The sequence below is a fragment of the Dermatophilaceae bacterium Sec6.4 genome, assembly GCA_039636865.1.
Taxonomy (GTDB): domain Bacteria; phylum Actinomycetota; class Actinomycetes; order Actinomycetales; family Dermatophilaceae; genus Allobranchiibius.
The window spans coordinates 1,896,760-1,914,401 of the sequence record CP144172.1 but is presented as its reverse complement, the minus strand read 5'-3'; the positions used below and the strand labels follow the sequence as shown (position 1 = coordinate 1,914,401).

At 65.6% G+C, this 17,642-nt stretch carries 12 protein-coding genes, 4 tRNA genes and 1 pseudogene; 7 read left to right on the top strand and 10 right to left on the bottom strand.

Features of this window, described 5'->3' with window-relative positions; translation table 11 throughout:
* Positions 1–285 precede the first annotated feature (285 nt).
* On the top strand, positions 286–645 hold the full coding sequence (locus V3G39_09225) for a hypothetical protein (GenBank protein ID XAS74854.1): 360 nt from the start codon (positions 286–288) through the stop codon (positions 643–645).
* Positions 646–873: 228 nt separating this feature from the next.
* Here the strand turns inward: V3G39_09225 and V3G39_09220 are convergent, their stop codons facing one another.
* The gene (locus V3G39_09220; protein XAS74853.1) at positions 874–1,056 is read right to left on the bottom strand and encodes a hypothetical protein; all 183 of its coding nucleotides are present in this window, start codon (positions 1,054–1,056) and stop codon (positions 874–876) included.
* A 274-nt stretch (positions 1,057–1,330) separates the two neighbouring features.
* Positions 1,331–2,311 (bottom strand): DNA-binding protein WhiA, encoded by a 981-nt coding sequence (gene whiA, locus V3G39_09215; protein ID XAS78211.1) that lies wholly within the window; start codon positions 2,309–2,311, stop codon positions 1,331–1,333.
* A 1-nt stretch (position 2,312) separates the two neighbouring features.
* On the opposite strand from whiA, the gene V3G39_09210 reads away from it, so the two are divergent.
* The 3 genes and pseudogenes from V3G39_09210 to pknB all read left to right on the top strand — a co-directional run bounded on the left by V3G39_09210 (position 2,313) and on the right by pknB (position 5,186).
* Entirely contained in the window at positions 2,313–2,507 is a 195-nt protein-coding gene (locus V3G39_09210) for a hypothetical protein (GenBank protein ID XAS74852.1), read from the top strand.
* A 352-nt stretch (positions 2,508–2,859) separates the two neighbouring features.
* Positions 2,860–2,961: pseudogene (locus tag V3G39_09205) on the top strand (FHA domain-containing protein).
* Positions 2,962–3,167: 206 nt separating this feature from the next.
* Complete coding sequence (pknB, locus tag V3G39_09200) at positions 3,168–5,186, top strand: Stk1 family PASTA domain-containing Ser/Thr kinase (GenBank protein ID XAS74851.1); 2,019 nt, start codon at positions 3,168–3,170, stop codon at positions 5,184–5,186.
* Positions 5,187–5,775: 589 nt separating this feature from the next.
* Here the strand turns inward: pknB and V3G39_09195 are convergent.
* Positions 5,776–6,971, bottom strand: a protein-coding gene (locus V3G39_09195; GenBank protein ID XAS74850.1) for an IS3 family transposase whose coding sequence is annotated in 2 segments (ribosomal slippage) — positions 5,776–6,690 and positions 6,693–6,971 — 1,194 coding nt in all. Because the reading frame shifts where the segments join, the coding sequence is not laid out codon by codon here.
* Between the two features lie 85 nt (positions 6,972–7,056).
* On the opposite strand from V3G39_09195, the gene V3G39_09190 reads away from it, so the two are divergent.
* Positions 7,057–7,194, top strand: a complete 138-nt coding sequence (locus V3G39_09190) for a hypothetical protein (protein ID XAS74849.1) — start codon at positions 7,057–7,059, stop codon at positions 7,192–7,194.
* A gap of 550 nt (positions 7,195–7,744) precedes the next feature.
* Here V3G39_09190 and V3G39_09185 read toward each other — a convergent pair.
* Positions 7,745–8,083 carry a hypothetical protein gene (locus tag V3G39_09185; protein XAS74848.1) on the bottom strand — a complete coding sequence of 113 codons (339 nt, stop codon included), beginning with the start codon at positions 8,081–8,083 and terminating at the stop codon, positions 7,745–7,747.
* Between V3G39_09185 and mobF the strand changes: the two genes are divergently transcribed.
* Together mobF and V3G39_09175 are read left to right on the top strand one after the other, a co-directional pair.
* Positions 8,082–9,242: a MobF family relaxase gene (gene mobF, locus V3G39_09180; protein XAS74847.1), complete on the top strand. Its 1,161-nt coding sequence runs from the start codon at positions 8,082–8,084 to the stop codon at positions 9,240–9,242. The two genes, V3G39_09185 and mobF, sit on opposite strands and share 2 nt — an antisense overlap.
* Positions 9,149–14,341 (top strand): AAA family ATPase, encoded by a 5,193-nt coding sequence (locus V3G39_09175; protein XAS74846.1) that lies wholly within the window; start codon positions 9,149–9,151, stop codon positions 14,339–14,341. The genes mobF and V3G39_09175 overlap by 94 nt, the downstream gene beginning before the upstream one ends.
* A 636-nt stretch (positions 14,342–14,977) precedes the next feature.
* Here V3G39_09175 and V3G39_09170 read toward each other — a convergent pair.
* The 6 genes from V3G39_09170 to V3G39_09145 all read right to left on the bottom strand — a co-directional run bounded on the left by V3G39_09170 (position 14,978) and on the right by V3G39_09145 (position 17,629).
* Positions 14,978–15,052: transfer RNA gene (locus V3G39_09170), tRNA-Val, on the bottom strand.
* A 14-nt stretch (positions 15,053–15,066) separates the two neighbouring features.
* A tRNA-Gly gene (locus V3G39_09165) sits at positions 15,067–15,139 on the bottom strand.
* A gap of 129 nt (positions 15,140–15,268) precedes the next feature.
* The gene (locus V3G39_09160) at positions 15,269–16,114 is read right to left on the bottom strand and encodes a patatin-like phospholipase family protein (protein XAS74845.1); all 846 of its coding nucleotides are present in this window, start codon (positions 16,112–16,114) and stop codon (positions 15,269–15,271) included.
* A 192-nt stretch (positions 16,115–16,306) separates the two neighbouring features.
* Positions 16,307–16,377, bottom strand: a tRNA-Cys gene (locus tag V3G39_09155).
* Positions 16,378–16,421: 44 nt separating this feature from the next.
* Positions 16,422–16,494: transfer RNA gene (locus V3G39_09150), tRNA-Gly, on the bottom strand.
* Between the two features lie 100 nt (positions 16,495–16,594).
* Positions 16,595–17,629, bottom strand: coding sequence for a YihY/virulence factor BrkB family protein (locus V3G39_09145; protein XAS74844.1), 1,035 nt, complete (start codon positions 17,627–17,629; stop codon positions 16,595–16,597).
* Positions 17,630–17,642: the final 13 nt, after the last annotated feature.

Below are 17,642 nucleotides of genomic sequence, written 5' to 3'. Positions count from 1 at the left end.
TTCTTAACGGATGTCCCATCCGTGAGCTGGGTACCGGCCGGCAACCTCATCCCGACATCGACAGTGGCGACACCACCATCAGGAAGCCCCTTCGATCCAGGCGGGTTAACCAAAGCCTGAACAAAGGTGATCGTCAAAACCCGCGTCACCGCGTCGTATTTCACCGTGTAGACGGAATTACTCTTCGGCAGACTGGTAACCTCCAGATCCGCCGGCAACGTGTCCGTCACAACCTCGTTGACACAACCCTCCGTCAACCCAGAACACCGAGCCGTCAAGTGGTAGGTGACGTCCTTCCCAGGCGTCAGCGGCCCCCCGCCGTCGACGTCTGCCTCTTTGGTGATCCCCACCGTATTGGTATCAGCCAGAGGAACCGGAACAGCCGGCGCCTTACCCTTCACCGAGCGAGGCGCCGTCGAGCTAGGCGTCGCCGTCCTGGGGGTCGCCGTCGGGCTGGTTGTCGTCGGGCTGGTTGTCGTCGGGCTGGGTTTTGCCGACCCAGGCACGCTGGCTGATGGCCGATTCGAACTACCCGAGGGTGTGGCCGTCGTGGGCGTCACCGAGTTCGCGCGCCCCGAGGAGGACGCGTCCTGTGTCGTGGCACCAGGTGAAGCAATCGCCGGGTCGCCCGTGGACGCGCCATAGGCAACCGCGCCCATCGGCAACAACCCCAGCGCTATCGTCGTTGCGAAGCACAATGTCTTACGGGCAATTCGGTCGCGCCACACGCTGACTCCACTGTTCGAGCACATCCCCAAAGGGCCGGAAAAACCGCCCGGACGGAATGTTAGCGTCTTCATCGACCAAAATGGTCGATTGATCGTAAGGTCAGTTCACAGCCAGGTCAGCAAAGGCCCCAGCCACCTTGCTCGGTCAACCCCTGTCAACATCATCGGCACCTGGCGCGGCGCACAGGCCCTCACTGACCCCGCCGTCGACGCCACCACCGATCGGTTCATGCATCGTGCTCTCCAGCCACGCCATCACAAACAGCAACAACCCAAGAACCAGCAGAACACCCACGATAAGTTCAAAAGCCTCCCCGATTCCCACCATCCCAGTATGTTCCCGGGCGCCCGCCCGCACTGAATGCAAAGAGTAAAGAAAAAGTGATCATTCGGTCACTCGATGGCTAACTTAAGCAATTTTTGCCCCCGCAACGGGACGTCTTAACTACTCGTCGAGCTTTATGACCGAGACCGATACCGCCACTGGCTCAACGTCGCTTGACCCAACAGGAGCATCGGTGCCTGATTACGAAGCCGTTGGCGCCTACCCGCTTAACGGGCTGACCACCCCTGATGCGTCGAGTGGTGACGTTGGCACGGGTTCAACCCTCGAGCATGTCCGGGGTGAGGTGGGCATCAGTGCCCGGGATGCCGCGGTCTCCGGCGATCTGGTCGGCCAGTGCCAGTAACCGTCGGATACGGCCAGCGATCGCGTCTTTGGTCATGGGGGGCTGCGCGAGGTGGCCTAACTCCTCCAGGCTGGCCAGCGGGTGTTCGATCCGCAACCGGCCCGCCTGGGCGAGGTGATCGGGTGCCTGCTCACCCAGGATGTGCATCGCCCGCTCGGCCCGGGCACCGGCCGTCACCGCAGCCCGCGCCTTGCGCTGCAGGTTCGCGTCATCGAAGTTGACCAGCCGGCGAGTCGTAGCACGGACCTGCCGACGCATCCGATGCTGCTGCCAGGTCAGGACCGCCTCATGCGCCCCTAGCCGAGTCAACATCGCCGCGATCGCATCGGCGTCCCGGATGATCACCCGGTCCGCCCCCCGCACCTCACGGGCCTTCGCGACGATCCCCATCCGTCGTGCGGCACCCACCAACGCCAGCGCAGCCTCAGGTCCGGGGCACGCGAGCCCCATCGAGGCGGAGCGGCCAGGTTCAGTCAAGAACCCGCGAGCTAGGAAAGCGCCCCGCCAAGCCGCTTCCGCGTCACACACCGGGGCGTTGACCACCCGTGGCGCAAGACCCCTGACCGGACGCCCCCTGGCGTCGATTAACCCCGTCTGACGGGCCAGCACCTCACCCTCTGAGGCGACCCGCACCACGTACCGACGCCCGCGTGTGATGCCACCGGCACTCATCACGACCAAGTCGCAATTCTGCCCGTAGACCGCAACAATGTCCTGCCGCAGTGGGCGCGCGGTGGCCGCAGTCCCCAACTCGGCCTCGACCACGACGTTACCGCCGATAAGGTGCAACCCGCCCGCGAAACGCAGCACCACTGAGATCTGGGCCTTGCGGCAACAGGACTTCGTGACCGCGAATCTACTCAATTCCTCCGTGACGCACGCCGTCATCCCCAGCATGAGCAACATCCTGCCACCGCACATGGATACCTCCACCGCTACGCAACAGTTCGCCGGTGAACTCACCACCGACCCAGATCTCGCGCGCCTATCCCAGGCGACTTTCACCGCCCTGATGGAGGGGCAGATTCTGACCAGCGGGGAGCAGGATGAAGTTGGCGCTGATCTGTGCAAGATGACGCGCGTTCGGTAAAGGGGTGTTCGGTGATCACATCTAGCACGACGTGGTCACAGAAGGGGTGGGCCAACCATGCTCCCCACCCGGTGCTCAACCGGACTCCCCCCACGAAGCCGCTGCCCCTCCTGCGCCCTACCTGACGCCAGTGCCTTTCCCTAGGACTCACCACTTCGCGGCGGTGGCGGGATACTGCGCCACCGGCGGGGGAACGCAACCAGGCCCCGATCACACTCGATTCGTCACCGGGCGCGAGGCCGCTCTTCCTCTAGGACCACGCGCAGCGCGTCATCCCGAACCACCTGCATAAGCCGATGCGATGCCCGTCCGAGAGCGTGGTGGTGATCAACCGCAACCCCGAGTGCGTGCCGTCCTGTCCGACGACTCCGCCTCCGGTCGCCACGCGCACGTCTACCGCGACGGCGGCGGTTGGTTCGTCGACGACCTAAGCTCCACCAACGGCACCTTGCTGCTCTTCGTCGAATTACTCGTGACCATGCGCGTCGTCACCAACGCATCATCGTTGATCGCAGGTGTTGCGCTGGTCGCGGTGATGGCGATCGTGGTGGGGATCGTGTTCACCCAGCGGACCTCCTCACCAGACCCGCAGGAAAACTTCACCAAGCCCATCCAGATTGTGACGCTCGGCCATCCCGGTGCGTCGCCGAAGGAGATCCGGTGAGCGACACACCACGCATCCTCGGAGGCCGCTACGAGGTCGCAGAACTGATCGGCCGCGGCGGAATGGCCGAGGTCCACCTGGGCCACGACACCCGCCTCGGGCGCACCGTGGCGATCAAGATGCTGCGCTCGGACCTGGCCCGCGACTCCTCCTTCCTTACCCGGTTCCGCCGCGAGGCGCAGTCAGCCGCTGGTCTGAATCATCACGCGATCGTGGCCGTCTACGACTCCGGTGAGGATGTCTTCTTCGAGACCGGAGGGGCCCGGATCGACGTCCCCTACATCGTCATGGAGTACATCCAGGGCCAGACAGTGCGCGACATCCTCGATGATGAGGGCAAGCTCGCGCCCGACGAGGCAGCCCGCATCACGATGGGCATCCTGTCCGCGCTGGACTACTCCCACGAGAAGGGCATCGTCCACCGCGATATCAAGCCCGCGAACGTGATGCTCACCCGTGGCAGCAGCGTCAAGGTAATGGACTTCGGTATTGCGCGTGCGCTGGCCGACACCGGCGCCACCATGACCTCGGCACAGGCTGTCGTGGGCACCGCGCGCTACCTGTCCCCCGAACAGGCTCAGGGCGAAACAGTCGACGCCAGATCGGACCTCTACTCCGCCGGTTGTGTGCTGTTCGAGCTGCTCACCGGACGTACGCCGTTCGTCGGCGAGCCGGTCAGCCTCGTCTACCAGCACATCACCGATGCACCCAAGCCTCCGTCGGTGTACGAGACATCCGTGCCTCCAGCGATGGACGCGGTAACCCTGCTGTCGTTACAGAAGCCGCGCGAGGGGCGCTATCAACACGCCGCCGACTTCCGGGCCGACCTGCAACGAGCGCGCACCGGAGAACCGCTCAGCGCCGCAGCAGCCGCCATGCTGGGTCAGCGCACCGGGTCCGACCCTCAACCCCACGCTGCCCCGGTGCCGCAACGCCGCGACCCCACGGCTGAATACGACGGATCACAGTCCCCACCCCGTCGTACGGCAATCTGGGTGGTTGCCGCGGTCGCCCTGCTGGTAGCGATCCTCGGCATCGGCTACCTGGTGATGAATTCCAACTCCGGCACCGAACTCGCGACAGTTCCCCCCGTCGTCAACCTGTCCCAGGACGCGGCTACTGCCTCTCTGAAGGGCGCGAACTTCGGCGTCCAGGTCAACAAGGTGACCAACGATGCAACCGTGGGCCAGGTCGTCAAACAGGATCCTGCCGGCGGCGCGGACGCCCCATCCGGCAGCACCGTAACGATCGATGTCTCCACCGGCCCGAACTCCCGACAAATCCCGAACGTCGCAGGTCAAACGGTCGCCGACGCGATTCAGACGTTGAAGGACGACGGCTTCCCGAACGTCGCCGCGAACGGTACGAAGGTCTCCGACACCCAGTACGACGACGGGCAGGTCGCCAGCACCACACCGGCCGCCGGCAATTCGGCCGACCCGAACTCACAGATCATGCTCAATGTGAGCGACGGGCAGGTCACCGTGCCCTCAAACCTGAAAGGAAAGACCAGTCAGGCCGCGCAGACCGAGCTACGCGCCGCCCACTTGAACTACACACTCCAAACAGTGACAACCATCAACTCGAATCTGATCGGAAAGATCGTCACGGTCGACAACGCGGGGCAAACGGTCGCCGTCAACTCCGTCATCACGCTCTACATCGGTACACCGCCGCCCTCGACCGTGACCTCAACTGCGACCGTGCCGCCCTCGACCGTGACCTCAACTGCGACCGTGCCGCCGCCCCCTCCATCGTCACCGTCGGGCAGTTCGACATCGACGCCGCCCCCTCCATCGTCACCGTCGGGCAGTTCGACATCGACGACACCCCCCGCCAGCACCTCGAACCCGCCCGGCACGTCGACCGGACCTCCGACCGCGAGCAGCAGCGAAGGCGCCGCGTTCTGGTCGCGAGCAGAGCGCACGTGGCCAGCGCCCTCGGTAGGTCCGTCACGCATGGGTCGCCGCCCGTGTCACCCGCTGGTGGTGGGGGCACAAACGGTTCCGGGTTGAACTGCCACCCTCTGTCGGTCAACCAAAACTGGACCGGGCCGCACACGTGGCCCTCGAGGTCATCGGTGATTGTGCCACTCAACAAGGGACCATCACCACACTGTGCGCATAGCACCGTCGTGGGGTCCCTGCCGTAGGGCTGACACTGCATGCAGAAACACTTTCAGTAATCAGCCCGTCAGAACAGCCTTAATGCAGCCAAATGATGGTGAGATCTTGCCGCCGCTGCAACGCCTCATGGGTGCTAAGCGGCAGGCTGCCCGCACGTCGGGCACGACCTCCGCTCACACCCAGCAACCCTGCCGCCTCCAGGTCAAAGGCGCTGCATGGAAGATCGCCGTGGCGTGAACCAGTGGACATCCGCGCGTACCCGTCACTGGCCGTGATCAAAAGTGTGGCACGCAATGATCAGATTCAACCGCGGCGATACACCATGCCCGTCCTACGGCGGTAAGAACCCCCGCCAGGTACCGCGCCATTCGTTTGCACGGTGCCGGAAACTAGGCCTATGCGCTTCCCCCTCGTGCTGGGGTGTTGTGCCGCTGATGGGACTGCCCCCGGTTTGGTTGACACTTCGGGTGGGTTGTTCTTAGGCCGCGTTTGCGGTCGTGTAGATCATCTCAAATTCGACCGGGGTGAGTTTTCCAAGGCGTCGTTGTCGACGTCGGCGGTGGTATTTGGTTTCGATCCAGGTCACGATCGCCAAGCGGAGTTGCTCGCGGGTTTCCCACCGTCGGGTGTTCAGCACGTTCTTCTGTAGCAGCGCGAAGAAGGATTCCATCGCGGCGTTGTCACCGCATGCACCGACCCGTCCCATCGAGCCCAGGAGCCCGTTCTTCTTCAGGAGGCGCACGACTTTCTTGGACCGAAACTGACTGCCCCTATCCGAATGCAGGATCGTCCGGTGTGGTGATCGCAGGCTGATCGCGTTACGAATCGCCGAGGCCGCCAGCGAGGACTTCATCCGCGAATCGATGGAGTAGCCCACGATCCGCCCGGAGTAGCAGTCTTTCACCGCGCACAGGTACAACTTGCCTTCACTCGTGGGGTGCTCGGTGATATCGGTCAACCACTTCTGATTCGGCCCGGTCGCGGAGAAGTCACGACCCGGACCACCCTCCTTCCTGTCAGCGGTCTTGATCGCGAGCAGGTCATCGTGCACCGGCGGGCCCGGCTTGCGACCGGTGCCCCGCTTGACCGAGTGGATGGAGAAAATCCGCTGGGCCGAGCACAACCGCCATACCCGGTTCTCCGACGCGCTGATCCCACGAGCAGGCAGCTCGTCAGCGATGAACCGGTACCCGAACCCCGGGTCATCACCGTGAATATCTACCGCGGCGTTGATCAGCTGCGCATCGTCCCAATCCCGCTGCGACACCGGGTTCTTGACCCATTTGTAGTACCCCTGCGTCGATAACCTCAGGACCCTGCACGCCACCGCGACCGGCACCCTGATGCGGGCACCGGTCGCGGCCATCTCACGGACGAGCGGGAAGACTATTTTCCCGGCAAATTCGCCTGGGACAAGTACGCCGCTGCGCGGCGTAGGACCTCGTTCTCCTGCTCCAGCAACCGGTTGCGCTTCTTCAACTCGCGCACCTCAACGGACTGCTTCTCGGTGACGCCGGGACGGTTGCCATCCTCGACATCGGCCTGCTTCATCCAGTTCGCCAAACAACTATCAGAGATCCCGAAGTCCTTGGCGATCTGATTCAACGGCGCATCGCCCTTACGGGCCACCGCCACGACATCATCGCGGAACTCTCGTGGGTAGGGCTTGGGCATGACAGACATCCTTCCAGCGAGGAGCAATCCTCACAGGTCAGGTGTCAACCAAACTCTGGGCAGTCCCGATTTCGGTGCCGCGGTCGTGGTGAACCTGCTCGTGGACCTTCCCGTGCTGTGGGAAGTCATGGTGCTCGATGTCGGGGTCAGCGTCAGTACCGGCGCCCTGACCGCATTGGGCGCCCGGGCGTGGACACGCCACCAACGACTCAGCGACACGTAACCCCCTCACGGCGCGGCCACCGCCAGACTCCTTGGTCGCACCCGGGGCCGACCCCGGGTGCAATCCCCTGACGCCTCAATGGCACCTTCACGCCCCGCTCCCCCGAGGTGATGCCGGTTGGAATAACCCCATCGTGGCCGAGGGGAACCGGCGCATTCAGGATGTGGCCTGGCAGGCACCCCACTCGCTTCCTGACTGCCGACGGTTACCCGCAATAAGGGGTGCTTATCGGCATCAAAGACGTCTGCTACCGATGTGGATTGTTGTAGCAACGTGGAGAAGTTCCACACCCACGGCCGGCCCAACCGGGACTAGATGCAGCATGACCTTCTACCGGTCCCTATCTCGAAAACACCCGTGCTTCCCACCCGCTGGGTGTGCCGGTCCACCGGCGTTTGCAAGAGTCTTCACGATCGTTGTCGTAGCGCGATGATCACCGGGTCGCACCGCGTGCCCGACAATGCCACCAACCCGATTGGGTCGGTCGCTCGCTCAGGCGCGGGATCACGACGCTGCTGTCGGCGTCGGCGTCGGTCGCGGCCTACTGGGTTCAGGTATCGAGATCTTCCGGGTGCGGAGTCTCGCTCTCCGTGCTGGCGGCGGTTGCGATACGCCGTAGCCGTGCGACTTCTCGGGCGCTCACTTCGCCGCCGCACCATTGGGATGCGTCGCGTGCTGTGAGCCCCTCAGCTTCGACCATCTCAGTCAGCGCCTCACCCGCTCGTCGGTCAGCATCCGATACCGCGAGGGCGCGTTCGCGGATCGCAACAAGAACCTTGACCGCGAGCCGGTTCAGCCTGCGCTCACGTTCCGAACGTTCGACGCGCCGCACTGACTGTGCATCCAGCGCTGCTCGCCGAGCCTGTTGTTTGATCGTCTGTTTGCTCATGGGATGCGCATCCTTCTCATGTCGACCGCTCACATTCCCAAAGACCGCCGACCACTTCCAGTGGTCACCACCCCTGTCGCGCAGTGCCCGACCTCGTACCCCCTCCAGAAATGCCAAAGGCCGAGTCCTACACACCTCTTGCATTCCGGGTCATTTCAGTTTCAAGCACCGACCTCCAGGAGTCACGTTCCTGCCTTCGGGTGGGTGTGACGATGAGTATCCACAAGCTGACGGCGGGGTCGGGTATGACTACCTGACCCGTCAGGTCGCTGCCCTGGACGCCACCGATAAGGGCCATACCGGGCTGTCTTCGTATTACACCGAGAAGGGCGAGTCGCCCGGGGTGTGGGTGGGATCGGGGATGACCGGGGTCGACGGTCTCTCTGCTGGTGACGTGGTGACCGCGGATCAGATGCAGGCGTTGTTCGGGTCGGGCCATCACCCGTTGGCTCACGAACGCCGGGAACAGTTACAAGGCCCAGGACTGAGCGATCGGGACTTCCGGGCGGTGACCCGGTTGGGGGTTCCGTACAAGGTGTACACCGCCGATGTGTCCGCCTACCGGCTGGAGGTCGCCACCCGCCTGGAGGCGGTGAACCGGGCCGATGGTCTGCCTTCTGACTGGCCCGTCCCCGCGCAGGAACGTGCCCGGGTCCGCACCCAAGTCGCCCGAGAATTCTTTAGGGCCGAGCATGGGCGCGATCCGGTGGATGCCCGCGAGGTGGCGGCGACGATCGCGAAATATTCCCGGCCGAAGACCACCGCGGTCGCCGGGTTCGACCTGACGTTCAGCCCAGTCAAGTCCGTTTCCACGCTGTGGGCGATCGCAGACCCGGCCGTCGCGGCGCAGATCGAACGCGCCCACCAGGCCGCAGTTCAGGACGCGCTGACGTTCGTCGAGCAGCACGCGTTGTACTCCCGCGAAGGCACCAACGGGGTCCGCCAGGTCGACGTCCAGGGCCTGGTCGCGACGGCGTTCACCCACCGGGACAGCCGCGCCGGGGACCCCGATCTGCACACCCACGTCGCCATCGCGAACAAAGTCCAACCACTAGCGGGAAGTGGTTGGCAATCGATGGCCGGGTCCTGTTCAAAGCGACCGTGGCCGCGTCCGAGACGTACAACACCGCCCTCGAACGCCACCTGCACGAGGACCTAGGGCTGCGGTTCGCCGAACGGAACAACGGCGACCAGCGCAAGCGGCCGATCCGCGAAATTGTCGGGGTCGACCCCGTACTGAACCAGGCGTGGTCCACCCGACGCGTGGACATTGAGCAGCGACGTGGCCAGCTCGCCACCGGCTTTCACCGCGACCATGGTCGTCCCCCGACACCCGTGGAGTCAGTGCAGTTGGCGCAGCAGGCGACCTTGGAAACCCGCGACGCCAAGCACGAACCGCGTTCCCTGGCCGAGCAACGCACCACCTGGCGAGCCCAAGCGTGTGACGTGCTCGGCGGGGACTCGGGAATCGCCTCGATGCTCCACGCGACGCTGGGCTCTCACCCTTCGACGCAGCGCAACGTCTTCGCCGATGTGGATGTCGACACGACCGCACAGGCTGTCATCTCGCAGCTGGAGCACCGGCGGTCGACGTGGCAGGTCTGGCACGTGCGCGCCGAAGCGCAGCGCCGGGTCCGCGCCTCGGGTGCCTCCCCGGATCGCATGCCGCGCCTGGTGGAGCAGGTCGTCGCTGGGGCACTGTCCAATCCGATGTCGACCTCGTTGGCGCGCCCCGAGACGGGCATCAGCGAACCCAACGAGCTACGGCGCCGGGACGGGTCGAGTGTGTACATGGTGGCGGGCGCGGACCTGTTCACATCGACCACCATCCTGGCCGCTGAACGCCGGTTGGTGGCCGCGGCCGGGCGCACCGGCGGGCACGCCGCCAGTGACCTGGCGGTCGACCTGGCGCTGATGGAAGCCACCGCGAACGGCGCAAAGCTGAACGCCGGGCAGGCCTCCCTGGTGCGCGCGATGGCGACGTCTGGTGCCCGGGTACAGCTGGGGATCGCGCCGGCCGGCTCCGGGAAGACCACTGCAATGCTGGCGTTGGCCGGGGCCTGGACCGAGGCCGGTGGCCAGGTCCTGGGGTTGGCACCGTCTGCCGCGGCTGCTGCCGCGCTCCGCGCACAGATCACCACCTCTCACGCCACCACGACCAGCACCACGACGACCGACGCGACAACCACCAGCGCCACTTCAACGACTACGGACACGTTGGCGAAGTTGGTCCACGAGATCACCACGCGTGACCCCGCGATGCGGACCTGGCTGGACGTCCCCGCCGCAGACACAGCCGCGGCGAAAACTGCTGGCGCCTGGTGGGACCCGCATGCCCGTTCGTGGTACGCCCCGGGCGGTGCAACCCAGTCCAGCGAGGGTTCACCACTGGGGCGGTGGCGGGTCGCCGTTACCGATATCGGGCCGTCGACGTTGGTGGTGATTGATGAGGCCGGGATGGCCGACACCCTGTCCCTGGATACCGCTGTCCGGTTTGTGCTGGGTTGTGGGGGCAGTGTCCGGCTGATCGGTGATGACCAACAACTGGCCGCGATCGGCGCAGGTGGGGTGCTGCGTGACATTCAGGCCACCCACGGGGCGTGCCGCCTGAGTGAACTGGTCCGCTTCGCGGACCCCGCCGAAGGCGCCGCTTCGCTCGCCCTGCGGCAGGGTCGCCCAGAGGCCCTCGGGTTCTACCTGGACCACGGGCGGGTTCACGTCGGTGACCTGGCCACCATGACCGACGACGTCTTCACCGCCTGGCAAACCGACCGTGGCACGGGCCTGGACTCGATCATGCTGGCACCCACCCGGGACCTGGTCAGCGACCTGAACCAACGCGCCCGCGCCCACCGCCTGGCGGGCCACTCCCCCACCGGTGCCTCGGCACCAACGGTGCGGCTGGCCGACGGAAACCACGCCAGCATCGGGGACCTGGTCATCACCCGTACCAACGACCGGCGGCTACGGACCACATCGACTGACTGGGTCAAGAACGGTGACCGCTGGACGGTCCTTGGTATCTGCGAGGGCACCGTGCGGGTGCAGCACGCCCGCAACGGCCGGTTGATCACCCTGCCCGCCGACTACGTAAAGGCCTCTACCGAGTTGGGGTACGCGAGCACCGTGCACGCGGCCCAGGGCGTGTCCGTGGACACCGTGCACGGCCTGGCCACCGGGGAGGAGTCACGCCAACAGCTGTACACGATGCTGACCCGCGGCAGGCACGCCAACCACGTGTACCTGCAGGTGGTCGGCGACGGGAACGCGCACAACATCATCCGCCCCGACACCACCCATCCGCTCACCGCGACAGACCTGCTGGAGAGCGTCTTGGCACGCGATCTTGCTCCCCGGTCGGCGTCCACCATGCTGCGCGACAGCAGCGACCCAGTCACGTTGCTGGGACAGGCCGCGCAGCGGTACCTCGACGCCCTCTACGTCGGCGCCGAACAGCACCTCGGCGCCGACACAGTGCGAGCCTTGGAGGCCGACGCGGACCGCGTCGTCCCTGGTGTCACTGAGCAACCCGCATGGCCCGCGTTATGCGCGCACCTGATCCTGACCGGCGCCTGCGGTGGGGATCCGATCGTCCACCTGCAATCGGCCGCGCAGTCCCGTGAGTTGGACACTGCCGGTGATACCGCCGCTGTCCTGGACTGGCGCCTGGATGACAGCGGCCTGCGCGGAGCAGGCCAGGGTCCATTGCCGTGGATGCCCGGAGTGCCCCTTTCTCTGGCCGAGGACCTCACGTGGGGCCCGTACCTCACCCAACGCGCGACACTCGTGACCGATCTGGCAGCGACCGTCCGGGACGCGGCCACCGGTGAAGCGACCCCGTCGTGGGCCAGCAGCGGCACTCGCCCAGCTGAAGTGCTCCTGGGTGATGTCGCCGTATGGCGAGCCGCGATGCTCGTCGAACCGGGCGACCAGCGCCCCACCGGACGCCCGGAGCTCCAAAAGGCGGCCGCGTTGTGGCAACGCTGCCTGGACACGCGTCTTCACGGTGACCGCGCCCCAGCGATGCAGGAATGGGGGCGGCAAATCGTTGCGACCTGCCCCGCGACCAGTCGGGATCCGTTCGCGCCGATCCTGGCTGAGCGGCTCGCCGCGATGACACGCAGCGGCCTGGACGCGCCCGCCATGCTGCGCCGAGCCACCGGCATGGGCGTGTTGCCCGACGATCACCCGGCTGCCGCGTTGTGGTGGCGCATCACCGGGCACCTGTCCCCCGCCGTCGCCGAACAGGTCACCAACGACCAGCACCTCTCAACCCCCTGGGCGCCCCACCTACCCGAACTGCTCGGGCCCGACTCAGCCCGGCAGGTCCAGGACAGCCCCTGGTGGCCGACCCTGGTCACCACCATCGACAACGCCCTCGCGCGCGGCTGGCCCATCAACGACCTCCTGCGTCCCGAGTCACTCCAGTCCACGCCGGCTGGTGATGACCCCTGCCAATCGCTGGTGTGGCAGATCTCAGTCGCGATGGACCCCATCCCCGACGAATACCGCAACGAACCCACCGAGCAGAACGAGGACCTGTGGGAACACGTGCCCCTCCCCGACGACGCAGCCACGACCTACCACGACGGACGGGCGCCGGTATCGAACCGTCCTGAGCCCGTTGAGGTCGACAACGCCGGTGACGATCTCGATCAGTTGATCCTCCTGGCGCAGCTACGCCGCGACGCCTTGGGTCCGTTGGAGGTCTCCGATGCCCAGATCGAACGGGCGAGCCGCCGCGCGATGCTCTTTGCTGACAGCCCGGTCAGCACCGACCGCATCGCTGCGATCAACAGCCTGACGCTGGCCTACTACTGCGAACAGTTCCCCAACTCTTGGGCAGCGCACCACCTGGCCGATCGGTTCGGCACGGACCTGGCCGGTGACGAACGCTTCCGACCCGGGTACGCCCCGTCGGGGTGGGACCGGCTCGCCACTCACCTGCGCGCACGAGGGGTCAGCGATGGCGAGATGGTCGCCGCCGGGGTCGCGAAACGCAATGAGGCCACCGGGCGCGTGCGCGATCACTTCGTCGACCGGCTGGTGCTGCCGATCATCCACCGCCGCCACGGCTGGGAAGACTTTGAGACAGTCCCCTTCGCCGGACCCGACGTGATCCTCGGGTTTGTCGGGCGACGCCAGCCCGACCTGACCGACGCCGACCGGAAAGGACCGAAATACCTCAACAGCCCCACCACCGCACTGTTCGCGATGGGCGCGCAGCTGTACATCCCCGGAACCGACCTGTACGAGCCCAGCACGTTTGAACGCGGCGCGCGGCCCGTGTTAGTCGAAGGGCCGATGGACGCGATTGCGGTCACCCTCGCCACCCATGGCGCACGGGTAGGGATAGCACCGCTGGGCACGTCCCTGACCGAGGAACAAGCCCAGCAACTCGCGGCAATCCGAGAGCACGCCCGCGTCGGAAACACGCGGGGTCTGGACCCCGCGATGACCGGGTTCGACCCCTGGCTGATCGTCGCCACTGACAACGACACCAACCTGGCAGGACAAGTCGCCGCCGAACGCGACTTCTGGCTCCTCGCACCCCACAACCTCGACCCGGGCCACGCACTCCTCCCAGCGGGCCTGGACCCGGCTGACATGTTCACCCTGCGTGGCCCGGCCGCACTCAGGGCAGCACTGCACTACCCCGGCCCCCTCGCTACCACCCTCCTCGACGAACGCCTGACCAACCTGCCCACCGACCACGCCCGAACCGCCGCCGCCCAGATCCTGGCCACCCGACCAGCCCGCCACTGGAACGACGGCACCGCGCGGATCGCATCCCGCCTCCACCTCAGCACCGCCCAGACGCACCGCGACCTCCTGCCCGCCGCAGACACCTGGGCACGTGACCGACACCAGGCTGCGCGCACCCAGCTCGACGGATTCGCCGACGCGCGAACACGCATGCAGCAAGCCGCCCTGAAACCACCCACGCAGCGTTGGGCAGGCCTGGCAGCAGAACTCGACCCACGCCTACCCCACGAGCCCGACTGGCCCGCCCTCGCACAACTACTCGACCAAGCACACAACGACGGCCACAACGTGCCCGCCGTAACCCGCCAACTCCTCGCCGAACGACCACTCGCCCAGCAACCAGCCCAAGACCTGCGCTACCGGCTGGTCGCCACACTCGACGTCCCCATCGGCACCGACGGACCGAACACCACCGCGCCCTCAACAGGGGCAGCGAAGGAACGTCACGTAGCGGCCACCGCGACCGACAAGCCGATCAGCCCTCGGCGATGACCATCCACCGAGATGCACGCCTCGACTCGACTCAAGCGAAATCTTTTGCAATAAGTGCGCACTAACACCGAGGCCCGCGAGGCAAGAGTCGAAACGCTACTTCTGGAGACACCCAAGCGCCATCCGCAATCACCGCTGGTCATCGCCTGGCCTGGCTGGCCGCCGTCAACGTCGAGGTGCACCAGTTGCTAGATCACGTTCTACGCCCCGTCGGGGTCGCCTCGCTGCCCGCCATCTTTTTTGGGTCGATTGCGACACACAGTCTGGACGTTCTCCTCGCTGGGCTAGGCATCCTGTTGGCTCGCGGTTACCCATTCCTCCAACTGCTAGGCAGCGGTGGCTCATCTGAGACGACGTAAAACTCGCAGGAGTCATGGGGCTTCCTGTCGCGCAATCGGTCTCGGCCGGGTCGTGCTCTGGTGTGCGCTGATCCTGCTCTCGCTGATGCGCCTGCTGTGATTCGGGACGGTAGGTCGTTGGAGACCCAATCGGTCTACCCCGCTCGACGGATGACCTCCAGCCGAATGCCCACCCATGGGCCAAACACAGGCCCGCGATCCGATGCATATCCGATGCACAGCGGAGAAAGACAAGGCCCCTGACCAGCATCTTCGCTGGTCAGGGGCTATTTCGTGCTGGTGGGCGATACTGGGATCGAACCAGTGACCCCTTCCGTGTCAGGGAAGTGCGCTACCGCTGCGCCAATCGCCCCGGTAAAGGGAAAGAGCGGACAACCGGGCTCGAACCGGCGACCTCAACCTTGGCAAGGTTGCGCTCTACCAACTGAGCTATGTCCGCCTGCCATTCACTCAGACTCGCGTCTGGGTGGACAACGATCGGAACTGTAGCCGAGGTACCCCCCAGCTCCCAAAACGAGCCCCGCGCACCGGCCGTATCGCACCCGCAACAGGTAGGTGCAGTAGCAGTTCAGGGGGTCCAGAACTGCGCTACCTGGGCTGCCTTCGCCCTTCCCACCGCACGTCCTGCACGCGCAGACGCCGCCCGCGTGGCCGGCGACAACGCATTGCGGCCAAAAGCCGCCATCGACCGAAGGTTGGCCCGCACCAAAAGGACGTCCGCCCCGCGTGGCGGCACCACCTGCGCACCCAGATCACCCAGCAGTGAAGGCGCACCCGGGAGGCTGGGTAGTAGGACCAAAACCCGATCGCATCCGACCGCAAGGTCCACGTTCGTACTCGATCGCACACCACCATCCATGTATCGCCGGGCGCCGATGGTCACCGGTGGCCACACCCCGGGTACCGAGCAACTGGCAGCTACAGCGTCGGTCAGCGCCACCCCCGAGGCCGAGGTGAACGTCATCAGATCTCCCGAAGCGGTATCCACCGCTGTGACCGTCAGGCGGCGCTCGGGCCATACCTCCGACGGCAACCGAGCCGCAATCGCAATACGCCGCTGCGCCTCACTGACGGTGTTCGTGGTCAACGCCAGCTCGCCGAGTCGTCGACGCGCCTCTTGAGTGGACGCGGCGCCCCGCACCGCACTCTCGTAGGACGCGGCCAGCACCTCGGTGTCGAGGTCGACCTCGATCTCCGCGGTCTCGGCGCGTAACTGGGCGTCGTACAGCTCCTGTAGTTCCACCCCGGAGGTGATCTGCGCTGCTACGGCCGCGCCCGCCGAGGTGCCGATCACCAGCTCAGCTTCCAAGATTGCCGACACGACGTCGGGTTGGGCGTCTCCGACACCCAACAACACCCCGAGCTCCCAGGCGATTCCAGCGACTCCGCCGCCACCCAAGACCAGAGCCTTCATTTTGCCTCCTTCACCTCACGCAACCGATACCCGCGTCAGCGTCACATACCGAGCCCGCAGCACCCAGAATGCGCATCGTGCAGCTGAGCCGCCGGACTCTGCGTGGATCCGGACTGCAACTCCTGGCAGTTGCAGGAGGTCCGCGCATCATTGCGTCGGTAGAACGGGCCCAGGGCCTCGCATACGAAAGAGAGGTGGCGACGGGATTCGAACCCGTGTAGACGGCTTTGCAGGCCGTTGCCTCGCCTCTCGGCCACGCCACCACGTCCGGCCGGCATGCCCCGAAGGGCTGACCGGACCGGAGCAGAGCGAACAACCGGGCTCGAACCGGCGACCTCAACCTTGGCAAGGTTGCGCTCTACCAACTGAGCTATGTTCGCATCTACGCACTGGCGGAAAGGGCCGCCGAGCGCCTGGCGAACATTATCCGATCGTCGGGGCCAGTCCAAATACAGCCACTCGACCTGGCGTTTGCGCAGGTCAGGTGTGCGAGCGGGACGCTTCCGATTCGCCCGTCGGCCCACCGTCGTGCTGGGACGTAGGACCGGGCAGCCGCGCAGCGACAGAGCCAGGCTGCCCTACCCGCGCCGCACCGACCCATTCCCGTGCACGGCTACCCAAACTCGGCACCTCGCGCATCGGCCAGATCCAAGCCGCCGACGCATTGAACGCAGCGCCGATGAGCACGGCGATACCCAGGAAATATAGCCAGATCAACACCACGATGGTCGCCGCGAGCGGCCCGTAGATACTCACCCCGTTGATCGACGCGCCCAGGAAGAGCCTCAGCACCATCGACGCGACCACCCAGATCATCAACGTCAGCGCGGCTCCGGGCAGGGCCCGCACCCACGGAGTGCGGCGCGGAGTGGCGATGTAGTAGAGCGTTGCGAAACCCAGGATGGTCAGGCCACCGACGAGCGGCCAGTAGAAATTCATCAGGAACAGGAACTTCGGCGGCAACCAGGAGGACAACAACTGCGGGCCGATGACGATCAACGGCACCACCAGGGCGCCGAAGATCAACGACACGAAGTACAACGACAGGCTCAGCAACCGGGTGCGGACGATGCCCCGCCGTCCACCCTGGCCGTACATGATCGAGATCGTGTCGAGTAGAACGTTCAATGCGCGTGATCCTGACCACAACGACAATAGGAAGCCGATCGAAATCACGTCCGGGCGACCACCGGTAAGAGCCTCCCGCAGGGTGGGCACCAGGACGTCCCGCAGACTCTGCTCCGTCAAGAACTGGGACGCGTACCGCTCGATGTTCTGGGTGACCTGCGTCACCACGTCGGAGCCGAGCCAGGTGCCGACGTAACCAACCGCCCCGAGCAGCCCGTAGACCAGTGGTGGCAGGGAGAGCAGGGCAAAAAATCCGGCTTCCGCTGCGAGGCCGGTCACCCGGTACCGCATGCAGATCCGGAGCGTACCGAGCAGTAGACGCACGAGTGCCAGCAGCCCGGGAACACGCCCGAGTTGCTCACGGGTAGCTGATTTGTTCAGCCCCACGAGCCGCAATCCG

Bases quoted from the DNA above. Each gene is read 5' to 3' on its own strand.
- V3G39_09220 (XAS74853.1), bottom strand. From the start codon at position 1,056: ATGGTGGGAATCGGGGAGGCTTTTGAACTTATCGTGGGTGTTCTGCTG.
- V3G39_09210 (XAS74852.1), top strand. From the start codon at position 2,313: ATGAGCAACATCCTGCCACCGCACATGGATACCTCCACCGCTACGCAA.
- mobF (XAS74847.1), top strand. From the start codon at position 8,082: ATGGGATGCGCATCCTTCTCATGTCGACCGCTCACATTCCCAAAGACC.
- V3G39_09185 (XAS74848.1), bottom strand. From the start codon at position 8,083: ATGAGCAAACAGACGATCAAACAACAGGCTCGGCGAGCAGCGCTGGAT.
- V3G39_09160 (XAS74845.1), bottom strand. From the start codon at position 16,114: ATGAAGGCTCTGGTCTTGGGTGGCGGCGGAGTCGCTGGAATCGCCTGG.